The organism is Arthrobacter sp. Z1-15 (genome assembly GCF_054792395.1).
This window is the reverse complement of sequence record NZ_CP096454.1, coordinates 3,595,108-3,617,084: the sequence shown is the minus strand read 5'-3', so window position 1 is coordinate 3,617,084 and position 21,977 is coordinate 3,595,108. Positions and strand designations below refer to the sequence as shown.

20 protein-coding genes are annotated in these 21,977 nt (G+C 66.6%); 11 read left to right on the top strand and 9 right to left on the bottom strand.

The annotated features are described in order from the left end of the window. Positions 1-33 precede the first annotated feature (33 nt). Positions 34-660 (bottom strand): GyrI-like domain-containing protein, encoded by a 627-nt coding sequence (locus M1D40_RS16720; RefSeq protein WP_461169553.1) that lies wholly within the window; start codon positions 658-660, stop codon positions 34-36. 135 nt (positions 661-795) lie between these two features. On the opposite strand from M1D40_RS16720, the gene M1D40_RS16715 reads away from it, so the two are divergent. The 4 genes from M1D40_RS16715 (at position 796) to M1D40_RS16700 (ending at position 4,486) form a co-directional block, all read left to right on the top strand. Beyond that, complete coding sequence (locus M1D40_RS16715) at positions 796-1,560, top strand: NUDIX hydrolase (protein WP_461169552.1); 765 nt, start codon at positions 796-798, stop codon at positions 1,558-1,560. Positions 1,561-1,640: 80 nt separating this feature from the next. Next, positions 1,641-2,081 (top strand): SRPBCC family protein, encoded by a 441-nt coding sequence (locus M1D40_RS16710; protein ID WP_341394275.1) that lies wholly within the window; start codon positions 1,641-1,643, stop codon positions 2,079-2,081. 126 nt (positions 2,082-2,207) lie between these two features. Beyond that, positions 2,208-3,008 carry a trimeric intracellular cation channel family protein gene (locus tag M1D40_RS16705; RefSeq protein ID WP_461169551.1) on the top strand — a complete coding sequence of 267 codons (801 nt, stop codon included), beginning with the start codon at positions 2,208-2,210 and terminating at the stop codon, positions 3,006-3,008. A 71-nt stretch (positions 3,009-3,079) separates the two neighbouring features. Then, positions 3,080-4,486: an NAD-dependent succinate-semialdehyde dehydrogenase gene (locus M1D40_RS16700; RefSeq protein ID WP_461169550.1), complete on the top strand. Its 1,407-nt coding sequence runs from the start codon at positions 3,080-3,082 to the stop codon at positions 4,484-4,486. A gap of 83 nt (positions 4,487-4,569) precedes the next feature. Here M1D40_RS16700 and M1D40_RS16695 read toward each other — a convergent pair whose 3' ends face one another. The 4 genes from M1D40_RS16695 to M1D40_RS16680 all read right to left on the bottom strand — a co-directional run bounded on the left by M1D40_RS16695 (position 4,570) and on the right by M1D40_RS16680 (position 8,216). Then, complete coding sequence (locus tag M1D40_RS16695; RefSeq protein ID WP_461169549.1) at positions 4,570-5,055, bottom strand: GtrA family protein; 486 nt, start codon at positions 5,053-5,055, stop codon at positions 4,570-4,572. Between the two features lie 57 nt (positions 5,056-5,112). Next, a complete protein-coding gene (locus tag M1D40_RS16690; protein ID WP_461169548.1) occupies positions 5,113-6,708 on the bottom strand; it encodes an ATP-binding protein in 1,596 nt (531 codons plus the stop codon). An 8-nt stretch (positions 6,709-6,716) separates the two neighbouring features. Then, a complete protein-coding gene (locus tag M1D40_RS16685; RefSeq protein WP_461169547.1) occupies positions 6,717-7,529 on the bottom strand; it encodes an alpha/beta fold hydrolase in 813 nt (270 codons plus the stop codon). A gap of 153 nt (positions 7,530-7,682) precedes the next feature. Next, on the bottom strand, positions 7,683-8,216 hold the full coding sequence (locus M1D40_RS16680; protein ID WP_341394269.1) for a dihydrofolate reductase family protein: 534 nt from the start codon (positions 8,214-8,216) through the stop codon (positions 7,683-7,685). Between the two features lie 162 nt (positions 8,217-8,378). Between M1D40_RS16680 and M1D40_RS16675 the strand changes: the two genes are divergently transcribed. After that, positions 8,379-10,199: a thiamine pyrophosphate-requiring protein gene (locus M1D40_RS16675; protein ID WP_461169546.1), complete on the top strand. Its 1,821-nt coding sequence runs from the start codon at positions 8,379-8,381 to the stop codon at positions 10,197-10,199. Positions 10,200-10,236: 37 nt separating this feature from the next. Here the strand turns inward: M1D40_RS16675 and M1D40_RS16670 are convergent, their stop codons facing one another. From M1D40_RS16670 to M1D40_RS16655, 4 genes are all read right to left on the bottom strand, one after another. Continuing rightward, positions 10,237-11,517: an ammonium transporter gene (locus M1D40_RS16670; RefSeq protein WP_461169545.1), complete on the bottom strand. Its 1,281-nt coding sequence runs from the start codon at positions 11,515-11,517 to the stop codon at positions 10,237-10,239. 148 nt (positions 11,518-11,665) lie between these two features. Then, entirely contained in the window at positions 11,666-12,259 is a 594-nt protein-coding gene (locus M1D40_RS16665; protein WP_341394266.1) for an HdeD family acid-resistance protein, read from the bottom strand. A 134-nt stretch (positions 12,260-12,393) separates the two neighbouring features. After that, positions 12,394-13,206, bottom strand: a complete 813-nt coding sequence (locus tag M1D40_RS16660) for an SGNH/GDSL hydrolase family protein (protein WP_461169544.1) — start codon at positions 13,204-13,206, stop codon at positions 12,394-12,396. 48 nt (positions 13,207-13,254) lie between these two features. Continuing rightward, positions 13,255-13,959, bottom strand: a complete 705-nt coding sequence (locus M1D40_RS16655) for a phosphoribosyltransferase (RefSeq protein WP_461169543.1) — start codon at positions 13,957-13,959, stop codon at positions 13,255-13,257. Between the two features lie 139 nt (positions 13,960-14,098). Between M1D40_RS16655 and M1D40_RS16650 the strand changes: the two genes are divergently transcribed. From M1D40_RS16650 to M1D40_RS16625, 6 genes are all read left to right on the top strand, one after another. Beyond that, positions 14,099-14,860: an SDR family NAD(P)-dependent oxidoreductase gene (locus tag M1D40_RS16650; protein ID WP_461169542.1), complete on the top strand. Its 762-nt coding sequence runs from the start codon at positions 14,099-14,101 to the stop codon at positions 14,858-14,860. Between the two features lie 87 nt (positions 14,861-14,947). Then, positions 14,948-16,273, top strand: a complete 1,326-nt coding sequence (locus M1D40_RS16645) for a M20 family metallopeptidase (RefSeq protein ID WP_461169541.1) — start codon at positions 14,948-14,950, stop codon at positions 16,271-16,273. Between the two features lie 39 nt (positions 16,274-16,312). Beyond that, positions 16,313-17,920: an AbgT family transporter gene (locus M1D40_RS16640; RefSeq protein WP_461169540.1), complete on the top strand. Its 1,608-nt coding sequence runs from the start codon at positions 16,313-16,315 to the stop codon at positions 17,918-17,920. Between the two features lie 113 nt (positions 17,921-18,033). Next, positions 18,034-18,996 carry an ATP-grasp domain-containing protein gene (locus M1D40_RS16635; protein ID WP_461169539.1) on the top strand — a complete coding sequence of 321 codons (963 nt, stop codon included), beginning with the start codon at positions 18,034-18,036 and terminating at the stop codon, positions 18,994-18,996. A 102-nt stretch (positions 18,997-19,098) separates the two neighbouring features. Beyond that, positions 19,099-20,787, top strand: a complete 1,689-nt coding sequence (locus M1D40_RS16630) for a long-chain-fatty-acid--CoA ligase (RefSeq protein ID WP_461169538.1) — start codon at positions 19,099-19,101, stop codon at positions 20,785-20,787. Positions 20,788-21,035: 248 nt separating this feature from the next. Then, positions 21,036-21,959, top strand: coding sequence for a YsnF/AvaK domain-containing protein (locus tag M1D40_RS16625; RefSeq protein WP_461169537.1), 924 nt, complete (start codon positions 21,036-21,038; stop codon positions 21,957-21,959). The last annotated feature ends 18 nt before the right edge of the window (positions 21,960-21,977 follow it).

Genomic DNA, 21,977 nt, shown 5'->3' with positions numbered 1-21,977 from the left:
GGCACAGCAGGACCGTCAGCTCCCGGGCCGCCGCTAAGCTGCCGGACGGACGGGCTGCCGCAGCATCGTCCGCAGTTTTTCGGGGGCGGTCCGCCTCGGATCACTGAGATACACCTCGTGGTGGTCGCCGTTGAACGTCAGTCTGTGGGCGGGCATCCACTGGTGGTGCATCCGCTCCAGGACTGGCCCCTCGTCGTCGTAGGGTCCGCGGTGCAGTATCTGCACCGCGGTGCCTTCTTCGAGCCGAAACAGCCGCAGCCGTTCCAGACCCGGAAGCCCTTTTTTGTTCCGCACCGCCGTGACGGCGGTCTGCACCATGTCCCCGGTGATCCACTCCGGCTGGGCCAGCAGCATGGTCCAGTCCCAGGTGTCCTTCTCCCGGCGGGTGAACGCGTCCATATCGTCCGCCCGCCACAGGCCCTCGAGCGGGGCCACGGTGAAATCCCGCCCCAGATCCTTTTTCGACGCGAACTTCAGCGTGTACGCCACCGGGTAGAGGCAGGCCAGGGCGCCGGAGTACTCGGCGGAGGTGTTCGGATCTCCGTGCCCGTCGCAGGCCAGAAACTGCAGGGGCGGAACCTGAACCAGCATAAAATCTCCGGATCCGGGTGCGTACAGCTCCGGATACGCTTTCCTGAACTCGAACTTCTCCACTGTCATGCCCGCCTCTTAGCCGGTTCTCAGGGTAGGTTCCCGGGACATCGAGGGCTACCGTCTGCGGGCAAACAGCTACGATCCAGTAGGGACCGAATGGTCCCGGTCACACAAAGTCTCCTCAGGAACGGATTTTCCATCATGCTTCATGGCACGGCCGCCACAGTGGTGCTGCTGCGGGATGACCCCGAAGGTATGCAGGTGCTGCTGCTCGAACGTCCCCGCCACCGGGGGTCCTTCGCCGGCGCCTGGGTATTTCCCGGAGGAGTGGTGGATCCCGGGGACGCCGTTAATTCCGGCACCGCCGTTGAGGCAGCGGACGGCGACGACGCCAACCTGGCTTCTGCCCGCCGGGCGGGCGTGCGCGAAACAGCCGAGGAAACCGGACTGGTGCTGCAGCCGCAGCAGCTGGTGAGGTTGTCCTGCTGGGTTCCGCCGCCCGAAGCGCCCCGCCGCTGGAAAACGGAGTTCTTCCTCGCGCCGGCGCCGGCCGGCGACATCACGTTGAGTCCGGAGGAACACGTGGACGCCGTCTGGCTTACGCCCGCGGAGGCGCTCCGGCGCGGACACGAGGGCACGATGGACCTGGTGCCGCCCACCTGGGTCACCCTGCACGGGCTGCTGGGCAGGAAGAGTGTGGCGGAGGCGCTTGCCGCGGCCGCTGCCGCTGTCCCCGAAACCTATGCCACGCGCATGCTTCCCGGGCGGGAACCGTCGGTGATGGTTTGGCCTGGTGATCCGGAGTATCCGGACACGGGGGAGGACGCCGGGGAAGACATGGGGGAGGACGCCGGGGAAGACATGGGGGAGGACGCCGGGGAAGACACCGGGGAAACAGCAGACGCGTCCGCCCGGCACCGGCTGGTGCGGGACGGAACCGGCTGGATCTATCAGCGCACCACGTAGGCTCCCTCACCATCCCGCACCGCCGGCGCGCATGGCCGTCCATGCCTCGTCAGCAATGACGGGCCCCCTAGACTGGCCGGATGAACAGTCCTTATCTGATTTCCCGTGACCGGCTCGTTCCGGCTGCCCCTGACGCCGTCTTTGACCTGCTCGCCCGCCCTGCGATGCACGGCGTCATCGACGGGTCCGGCACTGTCCGCGAGGCCCAGCCCGACGGTCCGGCCCGGTTGTCTCCGGGAGCCCGATTCGGCATGGACATGAAGATGGGCATTCCGTACAAAATCCGCAACACGGTAACGGAGTTCGAAGAGGGCCGCCGCATCGCCTGGCGGCACGCCGGAGGGCATGTCTGGCGGTACCTCCTCGAACCCGCCGACGGCGGCACCCTCGTGACCGAGCAGTGGGACGCCCGGAAGGTGCGCCACCGGGTGATGTACCGGGTCACGGGCGTTACCCGCAACCACCCGGCCAGCATCGAACAGACACTCGGGAAGCTCGCCGCGCACTTCGCCGTGAAGTGATTCCGCTGCTCTTGACCCGTCTGGGGCTCCTCGCTTCCAACGCTCTCTGCAGGGCCGCCCAGGGGGCTGCCGCCCCGTAGAATGGATGCCTGAAACACGGGCAGGCAAACTAACACCGGGAGCGGCGTGGAGAATTTCGATCCGGAGGCCGTCTTCAACGTCGTGGACCTTGCCGGAGTGCTGGCCAACGGCGTCCTGGGCGGTGCAGTGGCCCGGCAGCTGCGCATGGATCCGGTCGGCTTCCTCGTCCTGGCGCTGACTTCTGCCCTGGGCGGCGGTGTCCTGCGCGATACCCTGCTGCAGGTCGGAACACCGGTTGCCCTGACCAACCCCGCGTACCTATTGGCCGCCATTGCCGGAGCGTTCATTGCGTACCTGATCGAACTCAAGGGCAAATGGGCCAACCGCTTCCTAATTGTCATTGATGCCCTGGCCCTGGGCTGCTGGGCCGCCACCGGAACATCGAAAGCCCTGACCGTGGGCCTGGAGTGGCTGCCGGCAATCCTGCTCGGCGTGGCCACCGCCGTGGGCGGCGGCATGATCCGCGACATTGTGGTGGGCCGGGTGCCGGCCATCTTCGGCGGCAACACGCTCTACGCGACAGGCGCTCTGGTTGCCGCTGTCGAAATGGCCATCCTGTACCGCCTGGGCATGCCGAACGTGGGAATGGCGGTAGCCATCGTGACCGCCGCCGTCCTCTGCACCGTGGCCCGCCGCCGCGGCTGGCGCCTGCCGGGACCGGGGGAATGGAGCGTCCGCATGACCCGACGCCCGCGTCCGTCAAGCGCCCCGGGCGCCGGCCGGCGGAACGGCAAACGCGAGCAGCAGGGCTGGCCGCGGCCGCGCTTTGGCCGCATCCCGGGCCTGCGGCCCCGGCGCCGGAACCGCGCGGAGCCCGACGACGATGCCCGGCCCGTCGGCACCTAACCTGAAACGGCGGTTGAGCCGGGAGCGAACCGCGTGTTGCCCGGGTCACGGTCACCGGTAGCGTGGCCCGCATGACTGCTTACAAAACCGTGAACCCCGCAACCGGGGAAACACTTCAGGAATTCGCCGAAGCCACCGACAGCGAGATCAGCGAAGCAATCAGCGCCGCCCACGGGGCCTTTGCCTCCTGGCGCAGCCAGCCGGTTGAAGCCAGAAGCAAGATCATCGCCCGGGTGGCGGAGCTGTACCGCGAGCGCAGCGATGAACTCGCAGCGCTCATCGCCACCGAGATGGGCAAGCCCCTGCGCGAGGCCAAGGGCGAGGTCGCCCTTTCCGCAAACATCTATGACTACTACGCCGCTGAAGGCCCCGGCTTCATGGCCGACGAGGAACTCACCGTCAAGGGCGGCGGCGGAGCCACCGTGCGCACCGAGCCGATCGGCGCGATCCTGGGCATCATGCCCTGGAACTACCCGTATTACCAGGTGGCCCGCTTCGCCGGCCCCAACCTGATGCTGGGTAACACCGTGCTGCTTAAGCACGCCAACAACTGCCCGCAGTCGGCGCTGGCCATGGAACAGATCTTCCGCGACGCCGGACTGCCGCAGGATGCCTACATCAACCTCTTCGCCACCAATGACCAGGCTGCGGTCATCATTGCCGACCCGCGGATCCAGGGGGTTTCCCTGACCGGGTCCGAACGCGCCGGTTCGGCCGTTGCCGAGGTCGCCGGCCGGAACCTGAAGAAGTACGTGCTGGAACTGGGCGGCAGCGATCCGTTCATCGTGCTCGATTCCGAGGACCTGGACGCCACCGTCAAGTCAGCCGTGGCCGGCCGGATGGGCAACGGCGGGCAGGCCTGCAACGCCGCCAAGCGCTTCATCGTCATGGAGGACCTGTACGAGGACTTCGTCGAGAAGTTCACGGCGAAGATGGCGAAGATCCAGCCCGGGGATCCCCTGGACGAGGCCACCCGGTTCGGTCCGCTGTCGTCGCAGGCCGCAGCGGACGGACTGGTCGAACAGATCCAGGACGCCGTGGACAAGGGCGCCACGCTGCACACCGGCGGCAGCTTGGTGGACGGCCCCGGTGCCTACGTGCAGCCCACCGTGCTGACGGGAGTTACGGAGGAGATGCGTGCTTTCTCCGAGGAGCTCTTCGGCCCCGCAGCGGTAATCTACAAGGTTTCCAGCGCGGATGAAGCGGTGGAACTGGCCAACAGCTCGCCCTACGGCCTGGGCGGCGCCGTCTTCAGCACCGATGAGGACAAGGCCCTGGACGTCGCGGACCGCCTGGAATCGGGCATGGTCTGGATCAACGGTGTCTCCGGAACGCAGGAAGACCTGCCCTTTGGCGGGGTCAAGCGTTCCGGCGTAGGCCGCGAGCTGGGCCGCTACGGCATGGACGAGTTCGTGAACAAGAAGCTCATCCGCACGCCGAAGCAGCACCGGGGCGGCGCGGACCCCACGGCCAAGTAGGAACCTCTTCCCCTAACGATGACGGCGGCGCCTCCTTCAGCTGAAGGAGACGCCGCCGTCGTCGTGGGCAGGGAAGGCGGAACCTACGCGGGTTCCTTCAGCAGGGCTTCCTTCCGGGCGGCCCGTGCGGCACGTTCCTCGTCGGTGGTGAAGACGACGTACCGGTAGGCGAAGTACCGGAAAACGTTGCCGGCTATCACCCCCACCACGTTTCCGGAGATGTTGTCCGCCAGCTGGCTGTCGAAGCCGAGCAGGTAGTGGGAGACGTAGAGGCAGCCGGTGGCGATCAGCAGCCCCACAAAGTTGGTGAGGGCAAACAGCAGCGTTTCACTGCGGAGGCGCCGGCCCCGGGTGCTGCGGAACGTCAGGTACCGGCTGCCGAGCCAGGACACCGTGGTTGCAGCGGCAACTGAAGTCACCTTGGCTGTGATGGGGCTGTCGTCCAGGACCGTTGAAGCCAGCAGGTTGTAGAGCGAGATGTCCACGATGAAGGCAACAGTGCCCACAAGGGAGAAAGATCCCAGCCGGCGCATTATTTTTCGCACCGGTGCGGCTTTGCTGCTGGCCATGGATACGTCCCTTGCTGACTTCAGCCCGGCAGATACCGGGGATTTACTTGGATATTTTCACAAGGGGTCAACGGGCACAAAATTTGCCCGGGCCTGGGCAACCGGGAGCGTGACGGTGAAGACAGTTCCCCGGCCGGGCTCGCTGTGCAGCGTTATGGTGCCGTGATGTTCCTCGACAATCTTGCGGCTGATGACCAGCCCGAGGCCGACGCCGGGAATGGCAGCCTTGCGCGCCGTTGCGGAACGGAAGAACTTCGTGAACACCTCGCCCTGTTCCGCGGCCGTCATGCCGATGCCGGGGTCGGCCACCTCGATGCTGGTGTGCGTCTCGGTGCGCCGCGCGCTGACGGTGACAATGCCTCCGTCGGGCGAGTATTTGACGGCGTTTGACAGCAGATTGTCCAGCACCTGGCCGATGCGCTGTGGGTCAAGGGTGTCCGGGAGGGTGTTCGGCAGGTCGGTCTCGAAGTGCACTCCGCTGATTTCGGCCCGGGGTGCGGCTGAGGTGACGGCGGACCGGATCAGCTCGGACAGGTCCGTGGCCTGCAGCGCCAGGGTGCTGCCGCCGGCAGCCGCGGTGAGCAGGTCCGAGACCAGGGCCAGCAGCTTCTCGGAGTTGCGCATGGCGACCTTCAGCGATGCCGTGACATGGCCCGGCAGGTCGTCCGCGTCCTCGAGCAGCAGGTCCAGGTACCCCATGATCGACGTCAGCGGTGTGCGCAGCTCGTGCGAAACGTTGGCAACAAAGTCATCCTTGGCACGCACTGCGTTTACCAGGCCGGTGACGTCGCTGAAGACAATCACCGAACCCCTGAATGCACCGTCGCCCCGCACGGAACGTGCCGAGACGCTCAGCGCCTGCTGGCCCTCACCGGCGCCAAACCACACCAGCTGATCCGAATAGGAGCCGCCCAGCATGGCGCGCCGCAGCGGACGCAGGTCCGCGGGCAGAAGGGTCACCCGGTCCGGACCAAACATGAGCAGGTCGTGCTCCTCGGCGTCACGGATGCCCGGAGGGAGGGCGCGCTGTCGGTTGTGAATCTGCCGGCTGTTGGTGAGGAGGTCCGTTCCCGCCTCGTCGATCACCACCACGCCCACCTCGACAGTGTTCAGGATGGTCTCCAGCAGGGCTTCTTTGCGCCGGCTTTCAGTCAGGCTTTCCTGCAGGACCAGGTCCTTTTGCCGCAGTGCCTCCTGCTGGGCGAAAACAGATGCCTCGGCGCTGGCCCGTGCCGCCTCGGCTTCCTCGGTCTTGCGCAGGGTGTTGACCAGTTCCTGTTCGTAGAGCCGGCGCTCGCGGGCGTTGAAGACAATGACCCGGTCCAGAGCCGGCCCGCCGTTTTCGGCAGGGACCCTGCTCGCCGAGAGCAGGGCCGGCATCCGGGCGCCGTCAGCCTTGATGAGGTCGACGGCGAGCTCGGCAAACGCACCGGCGACCCCCATCTGGGGTGCGGCGTGCGTTGCGTAGAGAATCCGGTCGCCGATCGGCAGCAGTTTCAGGAAGCTGGTTCCCACCAGCTCCCGGCGGCTCATTCCCAGCCAGGACAGCAGCGTGCGGTTGGCTTCGAGGATGGTGCCGTCAGCCCCGCTGATGAGATACCCGGCCGGAGCATCGTGAAACAGCGCTTCGTAGTCCAGGGGAGCAGCTTCCACCAGAGGAACTACGCCGCCTGCAGGTAGCTGATGATGGTGTCGGCGGTTTCCGCCGGAGCGCTGACGTGCGGAAGGTGGCCGGTGGCCTTCATGACCGCCAGAGTGGCGTGGGGCAGCTGTTCCTGCGTGTATGTGCCGACGTGGACGGGAGCCAGCAGGTCTTCGGAGCACTGCATGACGAGCGTGGGGACGGTGACGTCCGGAAGCAGGTGGCGGACGTCGGAGAGGAACGCGACCCGGGCAAACTCGCGGGCGATGGTCGGGTTGATCCGGCAGAAGCTGCCCTCCAGCTCACTGTGCAGCTGCGGGGATTCCGGATTTCCCATGATGACCGGTGCCATGGCTGCTGCCCAGACCATGTAGTTGCTGTCCAGCGAATCCAGCAGTTCCCGGATGTCCCGCTGCGACGTTCCGCCCACGTAGCCGTCCTCCGGGTAATCCATGTAGCTGGGCGAGGAGGCCAGGAACACCAGTGCCTTGAAGCGCGACGGGTCCGCGGCCGCAGCGGCCACGCCCATCATGCCCCCTACGCTGTGGCCCACGAAGGTCACGTCCCGCAGGTCAAGCTCGGACATGATGTCCTGCACGTCGGAGGTATAGCCGTCCAGCGAAGAGTATTTGGCGGAGGAATAGGAGTCGATATCCGAGTTGCCGGCACCCATGTGGTCGAACAGGACGATCCGGTAGTCGCGGGAAAACCGGGGAACCAAGCGCTGCCACATGCCCTGGTCACAGCCGAAGCCGTGCGCGAACATCATCACCGGCCCGTCAGGGTTTCCCAGGACCTGGACGTTGTTGCGGGTGCGGATATCTGTCCCCATGATTGATCTGCCACTTTCTGAGACTTGCGGGCCGGGCCACGGCGCCTGCGCGAAACCCACACTCTACCGTGGTCCAGTGCCCAGCCCCCGAAACACGGGGAGCGGCGGCGGTGACGCCGTGTCCGGCAGTGCCGCTGGAGCGCCGCTGGAGCCCTACGTCAGTGAAAAGCGGAGCTCGGCGGCACCGCCGTTGAACGACGTCGTGCCGGCCAGCCGCATGGGGGCGGTCGGCGTGGACACCGGGAGCAGCCGCCGCCCCGAGCCCAGGGCAACCGGCATGTAGGTAACCCGGATTTCATCCAGCAGCCCGGCCTCCGCGAACTGCGCGGCAACGTCGCCGCCGCCCACCACCCACACGTTGCGTCCGGCGGCGTCCCGAACGGCGTCAGCGCAAATCTGCCTAATGTCCCCGGAAGCAAAACGCACGCCGCTCTCCGGGGGTGCCTCGAGGCTTCGGTGGGTGAGCACCTGGCAGGGCAGGGAGCCGTAGGCCCAGCTGTCCGGCTCCTGGCGGCGCACGAATTCATACGTGGCTGAACCCATCACCAGGGAACCGACACCGGCCATGAACTTGTCATAGTGGTCCTGGAAAGCCTCGAATCCGAAGGCCATCAGCCAGTCCAGATTGTGGTCCTCCGTGGCTATGAAACCATCCAGCGACGACGCGACGTAATAGAGGACACCCATGGGAAAGAGCATATCGGCGTCCCGGTTCCTGTACACCAACCGCTGCGCCGACAGCAGCCCCCGAGGGCAAAGTCGTCCGCGGCGTCGTCCGCTGCGTCCCTGTCCGGAGGCGGGGTTAGAGTGGGGGTACTCAGCACACTGATCATTTCCAGGAGGCAGGCGATGGGCGAAACGGCGGGCGCGGAACAGCAGGGCGAACCGAAGCTGGTGGCGGATTTGTTGGTCTCCCGGCTCAAGGCGTGGGGTGTGGGCCGGATCTTTGGTTACAGCGGAGACGGCATTAACCCGCTGATGGGTGCGCTGCGGCGGGCCGGCGGACCGGAGTTCGTCCAGGCCCGGCACGAGGAAAACGCAGCGTTCATGGCCGTGGGCCACGCGAAGTACACCGGGGAAGTGGGTGTGGTGGTCTCCACCCAGGGACCCGGTGCCATCCATCTGCTCAACGGCCTGTACGACGCTCGGATGGATTCCGCGCCCGTGGTGGCCCTAATCGGACAGCAAAGCCTGAGCGTGCTTGGATCGGCCTACATGCAGGAGGTGGACCTGATGCACCTCTTCCGTGACGTTGCGTCCGGCTTCCGGCAGCAGGTCAGCAGCCCGGAGCAGGCGCCGCTGGTAATTGACCGGGCCTTCAAGGAAGCACTGGCCACCCGCACGCCGTCGGTGGTCATCCTGCCCCACGACGTCCAGCAGGCGCAGGCACCGGAGCTGGACCAGGAACACGGTGTCCTCAGCACCTCACCGGTCTGGCGGCCGGCGCGGATCCTGCCCCGCTCGGAGGATGTCCAGGCCGCCGCGGAACTCTTGAACAGCGGGCAGAAAATTGCCCTGCTCGTCGGCCAGGGAGCGCGCGGCGCCCAGGAACAGGTGGTGGCGCTGGCGGAAAAGGTGGGCGCGGCCATCACCACCAGCCTGCTGGGGAAGCCGTATGTGGATGAATCCCATCCCCTGGCCGCAGGCGTGATGGGGCATTTGGGCACTTCAGCCAGCGGATTTGCGCTGGCCAACTGCGACACCCTGCTCATCATCGGCTCCAATGATCCCTGGACCGAGTTCTATCCGCCGCCGGGAGCCGCCCGGGCCGTGCAGATCGACATCGATTCCGCCGCCATCGGCAACCGGTACCCGGTGGAGGCGGCGCTGACCGGCGAGGCGGCCGCCACCCTCGATGCGCTGCTGCCCCTGCTCACCGAACGCGGCGCGACCGCCTGGCGCACCGACGTGGAACGGGCCGTCCGTTCCTGGCACGACCTGTCCCTGGAACGAGCGTTCACGCCGGCGGACCCGGTGAACCCGGAACGGGCAATCCACGAACTGAGCCGGCGCCTGCCGGACAACGCGCAGGTGGCAGTGGACGTGGGAAGCAGTGTCTACTGGTACGCCCGCCAGCTGCGCCTGCCCCGCGGAGTTCCCGCACATCTGTCCAGCACGCTGGCCAGCATGGGCTGCGCGGTGCCCTACGGCATTGCCGCAAAGCTGGCCGCTCCCGACCGCCCGCTCATCGCGCTGGCCGGAGACGGGGCCATGCAGATGGCCGGGCTCACCGAACTCATCACCGTCAGCCGGATGTGGAAGCAGTGGGAGGATCCGCGCTTCATTGTCTGCGTGCTGAATAACCGCGAACTCACCGAGGTCACCTGGGAACAGCGGGAGATGGAGACCGAACCGCGGTTCGAGGACAGCCAGGCCCTGCCGGAGTTCAACTACGCCGGATACGCGGAGCTGCTGGGTTTCGAAGGGATCCGGGTGGAGGACCCCGAACTGCTCGGGGAGGCCTGGGACCGGGCGCTCGCCGCGGACCGCCCGTGCATCATCGAAGTGGTTTCCGACCCCGACGTTCCGCTCCTGCCGCCCTTCCCCGGCGGCCGGGCCCAGGCGGAATCCATGATGGAGGCCATGGAGAAGGAAGGGCCGCAGACGCAGCATGCCCGCGATTTGCTGTCCGTCTACCTCCGCCAGGAGGAGGCTCTGGCGGAGGACTGACGGGCGGAGGACTGGAGGCGGGAGACTACCTGCCGGGTTAGGGGCGGGCGCCTAGCTCCACCGGCTCCTCGTCGTTCAGGTAGGCGGACTCGGCGTGCGCCGCAATGTCGATCCCCTGCAGCTCGCTTTCCTCCGGGATGCGCAGGCCGATGGTCAGCTGCAGCGCCTTCGCAATGAGCCAGGTGACGGCGAAGGAGTAGACAAGGACCGCGGCTGCGGCCAGCGCCTGGATGCCGAGCAGTTCAAACCCTCCGCCGTAGAACAGGCCGCTGACCCCGTTCGGCGCCGCATCGGTCGCGAACAGGCCGATCAGCAGGGTGCCCAGCAGCCCGCCCACGGCATGGACGCCGACGACGTCGAGCGAGTCGTCGTAACCGAGCCGGAACTTCCATTCGATGGCCAGCGAGCACACGAGGCCGGCCAGCAGTCCGATCGCCAGGGCGCCCAGCGGGCTGACCGCGCCGCAGGCGGGGGTAATGGCCACCAGCGCAGAAATCAGCCCGGAGGCCGCTCCCAGCGAGGAGGACGTTCCCAGTCGCAGCCGGTCCATCAGCATCCAGCCGAGCAGTCCCGCCGCCGCAGCCACGGCCGTGTTCAGGAAAACGACGGAGGCGGCGTGGCCGGCGCTGAGGGCCGAGCCGGCGTTGAAGCCGTACCAGCCCACCCACAGCAGGCCGGCGCCCAGCAGCACGAGGGGCCGGCTGTGCGGCTTGCCGTGGGCGTGCGGCCAGCCCTTGCTGCGGCCCAGGACCAGTGCCAGGGCCAGCGCGGCGACGCCGGCATTCAGGTGGACGGCGGTGCCGCCGGCAAAGTCCACGGCTCCCAGCTGGTTGGCGATCCAGCCCCCGGTCACGGACCCGTCCTCGCTGCTGAAAGCGAAGACCCAGTGCGCCACGGGAAAGTAGACGAGGGTTGCCCAGAGCCCGGCGAACAGCATCCAGGCGCCGAACTTCATGCGGCCGGCCGCGGCACCGGCCACCAGGGCCGTAGTGACGCAGGCGAACATCAGCTGGAAGGCTGCAAAGAGGGCCGTCGGCAGTGAGCTCTCCGGATCCTCCACCAGCAGTTCGGACAGCCCGAAGAACTCGGCGGGGTTTCCCAGCAGGCCGGCTCCGGTCATCGAGTTGCCGAAGGCAGCCGAATAGCCGTAGAGCACCCAGAGCACAGCGACGAGGCTGGCTCCGGCGAAGCACATCAGCATCATGTTCAGGATCCGGCGGGAGCCCACCATTCCTCCGTAGAAGAAGGCGATACCGGGGATCATCAGGCAGACCAGTGCGGAGCTGGCGAGCAGCCAGGCGGTGTTTCCAGAATCCATGGAGTTACTCCATTCGGGGATGGCCGGCCACGCGGGCCGGAGCGCGGGGATGGAAACCGTACTTATCCCAGCGTGGAGGCCCCGTATTTCAGGCAGGTTTCGCGGCAGGTTAGCACTGTGTTAACAGCTGCTGGAAGGTTGCTGGACGCTAGGAGGCCAGTGGCATGCCGCGGCCAAACGCGATCGCCCGAACCACTTCCACAATGCCCAGGACCACGAGGAAGATTCCGCCAAAGACAACCAGGGCGGTCAGGGAATCCACCGGCAGGAACAGCACCACCACTCCGGCGATGATGTTGATGATCCCGTAGGTGATGGCGTACCACCGCGATCCGCCGCTCTCACTTTCGGTCAGTGCCATGATGCCCTCGATGATCCAGGCGATGCCGATCACCATGCCCAGGACGGCCAGTGAAGCCAGCGGGTTGCGCATGGCCACCACGCCGACAATGAAGATCAGCACGCCGGTGAGGATGTTGAGCACCCGAAGGCCTCCCGACAGGGGCGTGAAGATTCCCGTGACTACCCGTATCGCCCCGGACACCAGGAAAAACAGTCCGAAAAGGAACGCGACAACCTCCAGCGTTGCCCCGGGCCAGAACAGCACCAGGGCACCCAGAATGATGGAAAGCACTCCGGTGAGGGCCAGGCCGGCGCGGATACTCCGGACGGCCTTGCGGGTGAGTTCACTGATGTCGAGGTTCAATCCGCCGAGCCTGAACACGCTTCCTGACATGGACATCTGGAACCTCCCGCGGAGTTCGAAAAGCGGGTTGCCCGCTCCATGGAATTATCCCGTCGAAGGCGCTGCCAGCGGTAGGGCAGGCCGCGTTCCGCGCCTTCGGAGAGCCCGGAACGCACACCGGCCGGCCGGTTTTACGCTCCGAGGTAGTTGCGGATCATCCGCGCCACGGCTTCATGGCCGGCCTGGTTGGGATGGAACGGCAGCGGCCCGCCCTCGGTCGGAAGGAAGGCTCCCACGGTCCATGGGTCATCGGATCCGGCGTAGTGGTCGGCACTGGCTTTCGCCACCCGGAGCACCGAGCACCCGGTGGCGTTGGCACCGGCTTCCGTGGCCAGCGCCAGATGTACGGCGAGGCGGCGGGAGGCGGCGGCCTGCGCGGGCTTCATGCCGGGCACCCTGGTGTGCGGGTCCAGCGGCAGCACGGTGAGGTATTCCACAAACAGGACGACGGCGTTGGGGGAGCGCCGCCGGATGAGCTGGCCAACGGATGCCATGTCAGCCGGCAGCATGGCGATGTTCCGGTTCAGTGCTGCCGGAGCCAGCGCCTTGATGAGCTCCAGCGACGGGCGGTGGCGCAGATATGCCGCCGGCGACAGTCCCGCCAGCATCATGGAAGCGGCATAACCGATGTCGTTGCCTCCGATGGTGACCGTGACCAGGTCCGTGTCGGGGGTGAGCGCATCGGCCTGCGGCGCCTGTCCGTACTGCGAGCGCCACAGTACATCCGCGGTGGTTGCCCCGGAGCTGGTGGCATCGGTGAGGGACAGCTGCAGTGCTCCCGCCAGGAGGTGGGCATAGTTGGCATCCGTGCGCCCTGCCTCCGGCGGGCTGCCGGGCACAGGGTGCCCCAGGCCCGGCGCCGACGCGTAGGAGCTTCCCAGCGCCACATAGCGGGCTCCGGCCCAGCTGCGTGTGCCGCCGTCGTTGTCTGGCGCTGCGTTCATGGGTTCCTGCCTTCGATGGTGGGAGGGGTCCGGAGGAGTCCGGACACTTTAGGGGACGTCCAGGAGCTGCCGGACCTGCGCATCGGTGGTCTGGTCGAAGCTCTCATACGTCTGTCCCACGGATGCCAGTTCACTGCTCTCCCAGGGAACGACGGCGTCGTCGGCGAAGCTGGAAAGCCAGCCCGCGCTGCCGCAGGCGACCGGAGCTGCGGCGATCAGGCGGGCCGGCTCCTGTCGGCGCAGGGCCAGCAGGGCTGCCCGCATCGTGCTGCCGGTGGCCAGTCCGTCATCCACGACAATGACGGTCCGCCCCCGCACGTCCAGCGGATCCCGCTGCATCCGGTAGAGCTTGTCCCGGCGGATCAGTTCCAGCAGCTCAACGGCCGCCGCCTCATCAAAAGCCTGGTCCGCGTCGAAGGGCCGGCCCGGGGGATGCTGATCCCGGCCGCGCCGGGACGCGAGGGCGCGCTGCCAGTCCACCAGTACGGGTTCATTGCGCACGGTCGTGACGGTTCCCGCCAGCCATGCCATGGCTCCGGCCGCCAGTTCCGGCTGGGAGGGAAGCCCCACCTTGCGGACCGCCACAACGTCCAGCGGGGCCCGGAGCAGCTCCGCCGCTGCGGCGGCAACCGGTACGCCGCCGCGCGGCAGCCCCAGCACCAGCAAATGCGGCAGGCCGAAATACGCCGCCAGTTCGACGCCAAGTTTCCGCCCTGCATCCTGCCTGTCCCGATATAACCGCGGTGGTGCCATGGCTCCTCCTGAAGGGGGCCGGTTATCTTGTCACGGTAGGGGCGGCTTAGGGCTGCTGGCAAGGCACCGGGCGCGGAACATCGCCGCGCGTTGCCAAAGCCTGCGGGGCAATGCAGGGTAGGCGTGGAAAGGTGGACCCATGACTCCCACAGCATTAATTACCGGCGCCACATCGGGTATCGGCGCCGAATTCGCCCGCCAGCTGGCCAACCGCGGCTATAACCTGGTCCTCACGGCCCGCAACGAACAGCGGCTCAAGGACTCGGCAGAGGAACTGGCCCGGGAATACTCCGTCCAGACGGAGTACATCGCGGCGGACCTTGCCGATCCCGGGGGAGTGGAGCGGGTGGGCCGGCGGCTGGAGAAGCCTGACATCACGATGCTGGTCAACAACGCCGGGTACGGGCTGAAGAACAGCTTCGAACGCAATGACCTGTCCGCGGAGCTGGACCATTTGAACGTGCTGGTGGCGGCTCCGCTGCAGCTGAGCCACACGGCCCTGAACACCATGCTTTCCCGTCTGGAGGGACCGGGCGGGCACATCATCAACGTCGCCTCGGTGGCCGGGTTTATCCCGCGCGGCACCTACAGCGCCGCAAAATCGTGGGTCATCACCTTCAGCCGCTGGGCCAACCTCTCCTACGGCGGCCGCGGCGTGCATGTGACCGCGCTGTGCCCGGGGTTTGTCCACACCGAGTTCCACCAGCGCATGGACATGGACAAGTCCGTGTATCCGAACTGGATGTGGCTCGACGCCGAACGGGTGGTGCGTGAGGGCCTTGCCGATGCCATCGCCGGCAAGGGTGTCTCCATTCCCTCGAAGCGGTACAAGGCGCTGGCCTGGTTCGGCGCCCGCGGACCGCAGGCACTGGTAGCCCGGATCGCCGGCCGAGGCAGGTAGCGCAGGCGGCGCGCGGCACCTGTGCGCCCAACACGGTGCGTCATCTAACTGGCTCCCGGGCGGGCCGGGCCCTTAGGGTGGGGGCCCATGACGCGCATCACACCCAGCACTGCCTACTTGAACCAGCTCGACGCCGAAACAACCCGCAGGATGCAGACGGCCCAAACCCCGGAGTCACCCTTCGCCGGAGCACCGGCAGGGCTGGCCGCCGCCGTGGAAGCCCGGGTGGACGCGCTCGCGGATGACCTCAATGAGGTTGTCCATACCCTGCACAAGGATCCCGAAACCGCCTACGAGGAACACCGCAGCGCCGCCTTCCTCGCTGATCTGCTGCACCGGCACGGCATTCAGGCAGAACTGGGCGCCCACGGCCTTCCCACCGCACTGCGGGCCGAAATCGGAAGCGGCGAAGGACCGGCCATCGCCGTCCTCAGCGAGTATGACGCGCTGCCGGAGGTGGGCCACGCCTGCGGCCACAACGTCATTGCGGCCACCGGAGTAGGCGCCTTCATCGCCCTGGCCCAAACTCTCGGGGAAAACCCGGAAGCCTTCCCCGGCCGGGTGGTGTTCCTGGGCACCCCCGCCGAGGAAGGGCACTCGGGCAAGGAAGTCCTGGCCCGCAACGGCGCTTTCGACGGCGTCGACGCGGCGATCATGGTCCATCCCTATGCGATGGACCTGTCCGAGCAGGTCTGGCTCGGCCGGCGCCTGCTCACAGTGACGTTCTCCGGCGTTGCAGCACACGCCTCCGCCCAGCCCTTCATGGGTCGCAACGCGCTGGACGCCGCCTCCCTTGCCTACACCGGCATCGGGCTGCTCCGCCAGCAGCTGCCGCCGGCGGACCGCGTGCACGCCATCATCACCGAGGGCGGGCAGCGTCCCAGCGTCATCCCGGAAAAGGCCGTCCTGAAGCTCTACGCACGGTCCAAGTACCCCGAAACCCTGAAGGACCTGAGCAGCCGGCTCGAAGACATTGCCGCCGGCGCCGCGCTCATGACCGGCACGGCAGTGGACATCAGCTGGGATGAACACCCGCCGTCGCTGCCGGTGCGGACCAACTCGGCCCTGACCGGCCGGTGGGTGGCGGCCCAGCAGCGCCGGGGCCGCAGCCCCCTGCCGGCCGGCGTCGTCTCCGAAACCATCGCTGCCTCCACCGACTTCGGCAACGTCAGCTACCGCATCCCGGGGATCCATCCGCTGATCGGCATTGCCCCGGCCGACGTGGCCCTGCATACCAGGGCCTTCGCGGAGGCAGCCGGCTCGCCGGCGGCCGAATCCGGCGCGCTCGACGGCGCCGCGGGACTCGCGCTGACCGCGCTGGACTACCTCTGCGACCCCGAGCTGCGCGGCGCGGTGGCCCGGGAATTCGCCGACGCCGGCGGGCCCGTGGACGTTCCCGCCTATTTCGACTGACCCCGGACAAGCTTCCCCGCACCAGGAAATGAGACTGGAATGACCACGACGCCCCCCTCCCTGCACACCGGCCGCCGCAGCCTCCCCGACCGCCTCCTGGGCGGGGTGGAACGGATCGGCAACAAACTGCCGGATCCGTTCATGCTCTTCCTGTTCCTCTTCCTGGCCGTGGCCGTCGTGTCCACGGCCATGGCGTGGGCCAACGTTGTGGTCACCGTGCCCGGGGCAACTGAGGCAACGGTCATCAAGGGATTCTTCACCGCCGAAGGGCTGAGCTGGTTCACCACCACCCTCGGCGCCAACTATCTCGGATTTCCGCCGCTGGCCACGGTGCTGCCGATCCTGCTGGCGGTCGGAGTGGCGGAGAAATCGGGGCTGCTCTCGGCCCTGATCCGCAAGGCCTTCGGGTCGGCCCCGCGCTGGGCCCTGCCTTATGCGGTCGGGCTTGTGGGAGTGACCGGCTCAATCATGTCCGATGCCGCGTTCGTGGTTATTCCGCCGCTGGCCGCACTGGTCTTCAAGGCCGCGGGCCGGCATCCGGTGGCCGGGCTGCTCGGCGGTTTCGCCGCCGCCGGCGCCGGGTACTCCACCTCCATGCTGGTCACGAGCCTTGACGCGCTCTTCGCGGGAATTACGACGGCGGTCACCGAGACCCTGCCCAACCCCGGTGCGCCGGTAAACCCGCTGTCGAACTACTTTTTCAACTTTGCCTCCTCGCTGGTGCTGATCCTGCTGGCCGGGTTCATCATCGACAAGATCCTGGAGCCCCGCCTGACCCGCCAGGGCGTGCCCGTTGAGGAAACGGAAGGCGACGACGACGGCGGCACGCCTGCCAGTGCGGCCACAACAGCAACCGCACCCGCACTGTCCTCCGTGCTGAGCCCGGTGGAGCGCCGCGGCGTGCTGTGGGCAGTCGCGGCGGGAGCCGCCGTCGCGGTCCTCATCCTGGTGGGCGCACTGCTGCCGGACTCCCCGTGGCGCAACGAGGAGGGCGGATTTCTGCCCAAGTCCCCGCTGCTGGGCTCAATCGTTTTCATCGTGTTTGTCCTGTTCACCGTTCCGGGACTCGTCTACGGCAAGATCACCGGCACTATCGCCTCCGGCAAGGATGTTCCGCGGGTCATGGGCGCCTCGATCAAGGACATGAGCGGGTTCCTGGTGCTCGCGTTCATCTTGGGCCAGTTCATCGCGCTGTTCAACTGGTCCGGAATCGGCAACTGGATCGCCGTGGCCGGAGCGTCCGGGCTGGAATCCATCGGGCTGACCGGATACCCGGCAATCATCGGCTTCATCCTGCTCGCCTCGGTGCTGAACCTGTTCATCATTTCCGGCTCCGCCATGTGGACCCTCATGGCATCGGTGTTTGTGCCGATGTTTGCGCTGCTCGGGTTTGAACCGGCCTTCATCCAGGGCGCGTTCCGGGTGGGCGACTCCGCGACGCAGATCCTCACTCCGCTCAACCCCTACATGATTGTGCTGCTGACCATGCTGCGCAAATACGAGCCGCAGGCCGGTCTGGGCACCGTCATTGCGCGGATGCTGCCCTTCACCATCCTCTTCTGGCTGGCCTGGGTGGCGGTGCTGACGGTGTTTTTCATTTTCGACCTGCCCATGGGCCCGGGCAACGGAATCTACATCGGCGGCTAGGCGCTGCTTCACAGCAACGGCCGCCACGCCAACGACCGCCACAGTAACGACCGCCGACGCCACCCGCCACGCCATCGACCGCCACAGCAACGACCCGAGGAAAGGCACTTTTAATGAGCTCCGCCGCCCCCAAGATCTACGCCCTGCACGAGAACCCCGAGTGGTTCCCTCCGTTTGCCCGCGCCTTTGAAGCCGAGGGGCTGGAGGTGGAGGAATGGTTGCTGACCGACGGTGTCCTGGACCTGGATTCGGTGCCGCCGGAAGGCATCTTCTGGTCCCGGATCAGCGCTTCCTCGCACACCCGGGACCACACCCTGTCCAAGGATTATGCGCGGGCCGTGCTGTCCTGGCTCGAAGCCCACGGCCGGCGCACCGTGAACGGCCGCCGGGTCCTGGAACTGGAAATGAGCAAGGTGGACCAGCTCACCGCCCTCCGGGCTGCCGGCATTGATACGCCGCGGACCGTCGCGGCCGTGGGCAGGGACTCCATCCTCGAGGCGGCCAGGGGATTCACGGCACCCTTCATCACCAAGCACAACCAGGGCGGCAAGGGCCTCGGGGTGCGGAAGTTCGAGTCCCACGGTGAGCTGGCCGAGTACGTGGCCGGTGATGAGTTTGAAGAGCCGGCGGACGGCATCACCCTGATCCAGGAGTACATTGTTGCTGCCGAACCCTTCATCACCCGCGTGGAGATTGTCGGCGGGGAATTCATCTACGCCATCAAGGCAGACACCGCCCGAGGCGGATTCCAGCTCTGCCCGGCGGACGCCTGCGCCATCGACCCGTCCACCGGCAAGCCGATCATGCCGCCGGGTGCCACCATCGCACCGGATGCGGACACCCAGCTCTTTAGCCTGCGCGAAGGATTCGATCACCCGATCATTGGAAAGTACCTCGACTTCGCCAAGCGCACCGGCCTGGAAATCTGCGGCATTGAATTCATGGAAACCGCAGACGGCCGCATCCTCACCTACGACGTGAACACCAACACCAACTACAACGCAGCGGTTGAAGCGGCGGCTCCCCGCTCGGCTCCCCGGGAGCTGGCCCGGTACCTCGGGGGCCTCCTGGCCTAGCCTGCGGGCACCGGTGCGGGCAGTGGCTTGGGACAACTTATTTATCCCTCGGCCCGGCCCGTCGATATAGTCGGGATTAATCGATCTGAAGGAGCTTGCTCAATGACTGCTGCCCAGGAACCGTTGTGGGTCAAGAACTACCAGCCCGGCGTTCCGGCAACTATTGAGCTGCCCACCGAGTCCCTGACCGCCATGGTGGAGGACGCCGTCGTCCGCTTTGGGCCCAAGGTGGCACTGGAGTTTTTCGGTGCCGAGACCACGTACACCGAACTGGGCGAGAAAATCGACCGCGCTGCCGAGGGCCTGCGGAAACTGGGCGTGAGCCGGGGACACCGGGTGGCCATCGTGCTGCCGAACTGCCCCCAGTACCTCATCGCGTTCTACGCGGTGCTGCGCCTGGGCGCCGTCGTCGTCGGCCACAACCCGCTGTACAGGGAGCGCGAACTGCGCCACCAGTTTGAAAACCACGGAGCCCAGGTCGCCATTGTCTGGGACAAGGCCGTGGAGAAGATCCAGGATTTCCCCGACGACATTGCGGTGAAGACCATCATTGCCGTGGACATCACCAAGGCAATGCCGCGGATGAAGCGCATGGCCCTGCGGCTGCCGCTGCCGAAGCTGCGCCGGACCCGTGCCGGGCTGACCGCCAAAACCGAGAACACCATGTCCTGGGAGAAGCTGCTCAGCTCACCCCGGATCGACAGTGCCCACCCCCGCCCCTCCGTGAAGGACCTGGCGGCGCTGCAGTACACCTCGGGCACCACCGGCATCCCCAAGGGCGTGATGCTCACCCATTACAACCTGCGCTCCAACGCCCTGCAGGGCCAGGCCTGGATGCACGGCGCCGAAGAAGGCAAGGAAGTCATTTACGGCGTACTGCCGATGTTCCACGCCTTCGGCCTGACGCTGTATCTGACGTTCGCCATGCTCACGGGTTCCCGGCTGGTGCTCTTCCCCAAGTTCGACGTGGACCTGGTCCTGGCGGCAGCGAAGAAGTCCCGGCCCACCGTCTTCTGCGCCGTGCCGCCGATCTATGAAAAGACGGCGCTGGAATCGAAGAAGCGCGGCATCGACCTGTCCACCATCCGTTTTGCCATCTCCGGAGCGATGACGCTGCCGGCCGCCACGGTAAAGCTGTGGGAAGAAGTCTCGGGCGGCCTGCTGGTTGAGGGCTACGGCCTCACCGAGTCCTCCCCGGTGGCGCTGGGCAACCCGTTTGCCGATTCGCGCCGCAACGGAACCATCGGCGTCCCCTTCCCCAGCACCGAGATGCGGGTGGCCGATCCTGAGCACCCGGAGAACGACGTTCCCGCCGGAGAGCGCGGCGAGCTGCTGATCCGCGGGCCGCAGGTTTTCGCCGGCTACTGGAATAACACCGAGGACACCGAGCAGGTACTCCTCGACGGCGGCTGGCTCAGGACCGGCGACATTGTCACCGTTGATGAGGACGGGTTCGTGACGGTGGTGGACCGCCGCAAGGAACTGATCATCACCGGCGGCTTCAACGTTTCGCCCAGTGAGGTGGAAGAGGTGCTGCGCAGCAACCAGGACATCGCCGACGTCGCCGTGGTGGGTCTTCCCCGGGCCGACGGCGGGGAACAGGTTGTTGCCGCCGTCGTGCTGCAGGCGGGAACGGAACTGGACGAGACAGGCCTCCGCGCCTGGTGCCGCGAGCGGCTGACCCCCTACAAGGTCCCGCGGCGCATCGTCGCCGTGGACGAGCTGCCCAAGTCGATGCTGGGCAAGGTACTCCGCCGCGAGGTGCGCGAGCTCCTAGCTGACCCGAAGTAGGGCTGTCGAAACACTACCTATTGACGCTCTGAAGCTGTTGAGTTGGAATTGTAAGCAGGCTTGGGATTCCAGGCCGGGCCGCCAACGAGGGCCCTCACAAGGCTCAACCGGGGTTTGGCGTGTATATCCGTCAAGGCCGTTCGGCTCTGCATCTCTCCGCCGTTCGCCCTTCGGTGCACCGGCATACTCCGGCCCAACGTGAATAAGCACCGGACAACGGTGAAGGTTCGCAGCTGAAGGAGAACAACATGATCAGCAATCAGCAAGTCGAAGGCCTTATGGCCGGTTCAGGCAACGTGCTGGGCCCCAACGGAGACAAGATTGGCTCGGTGGGGACGTTCTACCTGGACGATCAGACCAACGAACCCGCCTGGGTGACCGTCAACACCGGTCTCTTTGGTACTAATGAGTCTTTCGTCCCGCTCAGTGAGGCAACCGTTGAGGGTGTTGACGTCCTGGTGCCGTATTCCAAGGATGAGGTGAAGAACTCCCCGCAGGTTGAGTCCGACGGATCCATTTCCCCGGAAGAGGAAGTGACCCTCTACCGCTACTACGGGTTCACCTACGACGACGGCTCGGCCGACACCAGCACCATGGGTGCCGGCACGGGCACCATGACGGACCGGAGCACCGACACGGGCGTGGGCAGCGGCATCGGGGATGACAGCGACATCACCCGTTCCGGTGTTGGAACCTCGTCGGGCAATGCCTCTGGAACGGTGGGGCGCGACACCTCGGGGCCCACCACCGACGACGCGATGACCCGCTCCGAAGAACAGATTGATGTGGGAACCCAGACCCGGCAAACGGGCAAGGCACGCCTGCGCAAGTACGTTGTCACGGAAAACGTCACCACGCAGGTTCCGGTGAGCCATGAAGAGGTCCGCGTGGAGCGGGAGCCGATTACCGATTCAAATGTCGATTCCGCCCTGTCCGGCCCGGAGCTCAGCGAAGAAGAACACGAGGTGACGCTGCACGCCGAGGAGCCGGTGGTCGAGAAGAAGACCGTTCCGGTGGAGCGGGTTCGGCTGGACACTGAAACGGTTACCGACACGGAGAGCGTGACGGAAGAAGTGAGCAAGGAGCAGATCGAGACCGATGTGGACGGCACCACGCGCGGGTCCGGCCGCAGCGGCACCGACGGCTCGGGCAGTTCCGGTTCCGGCCGGTAGCAACCCGGCCTGAAGACC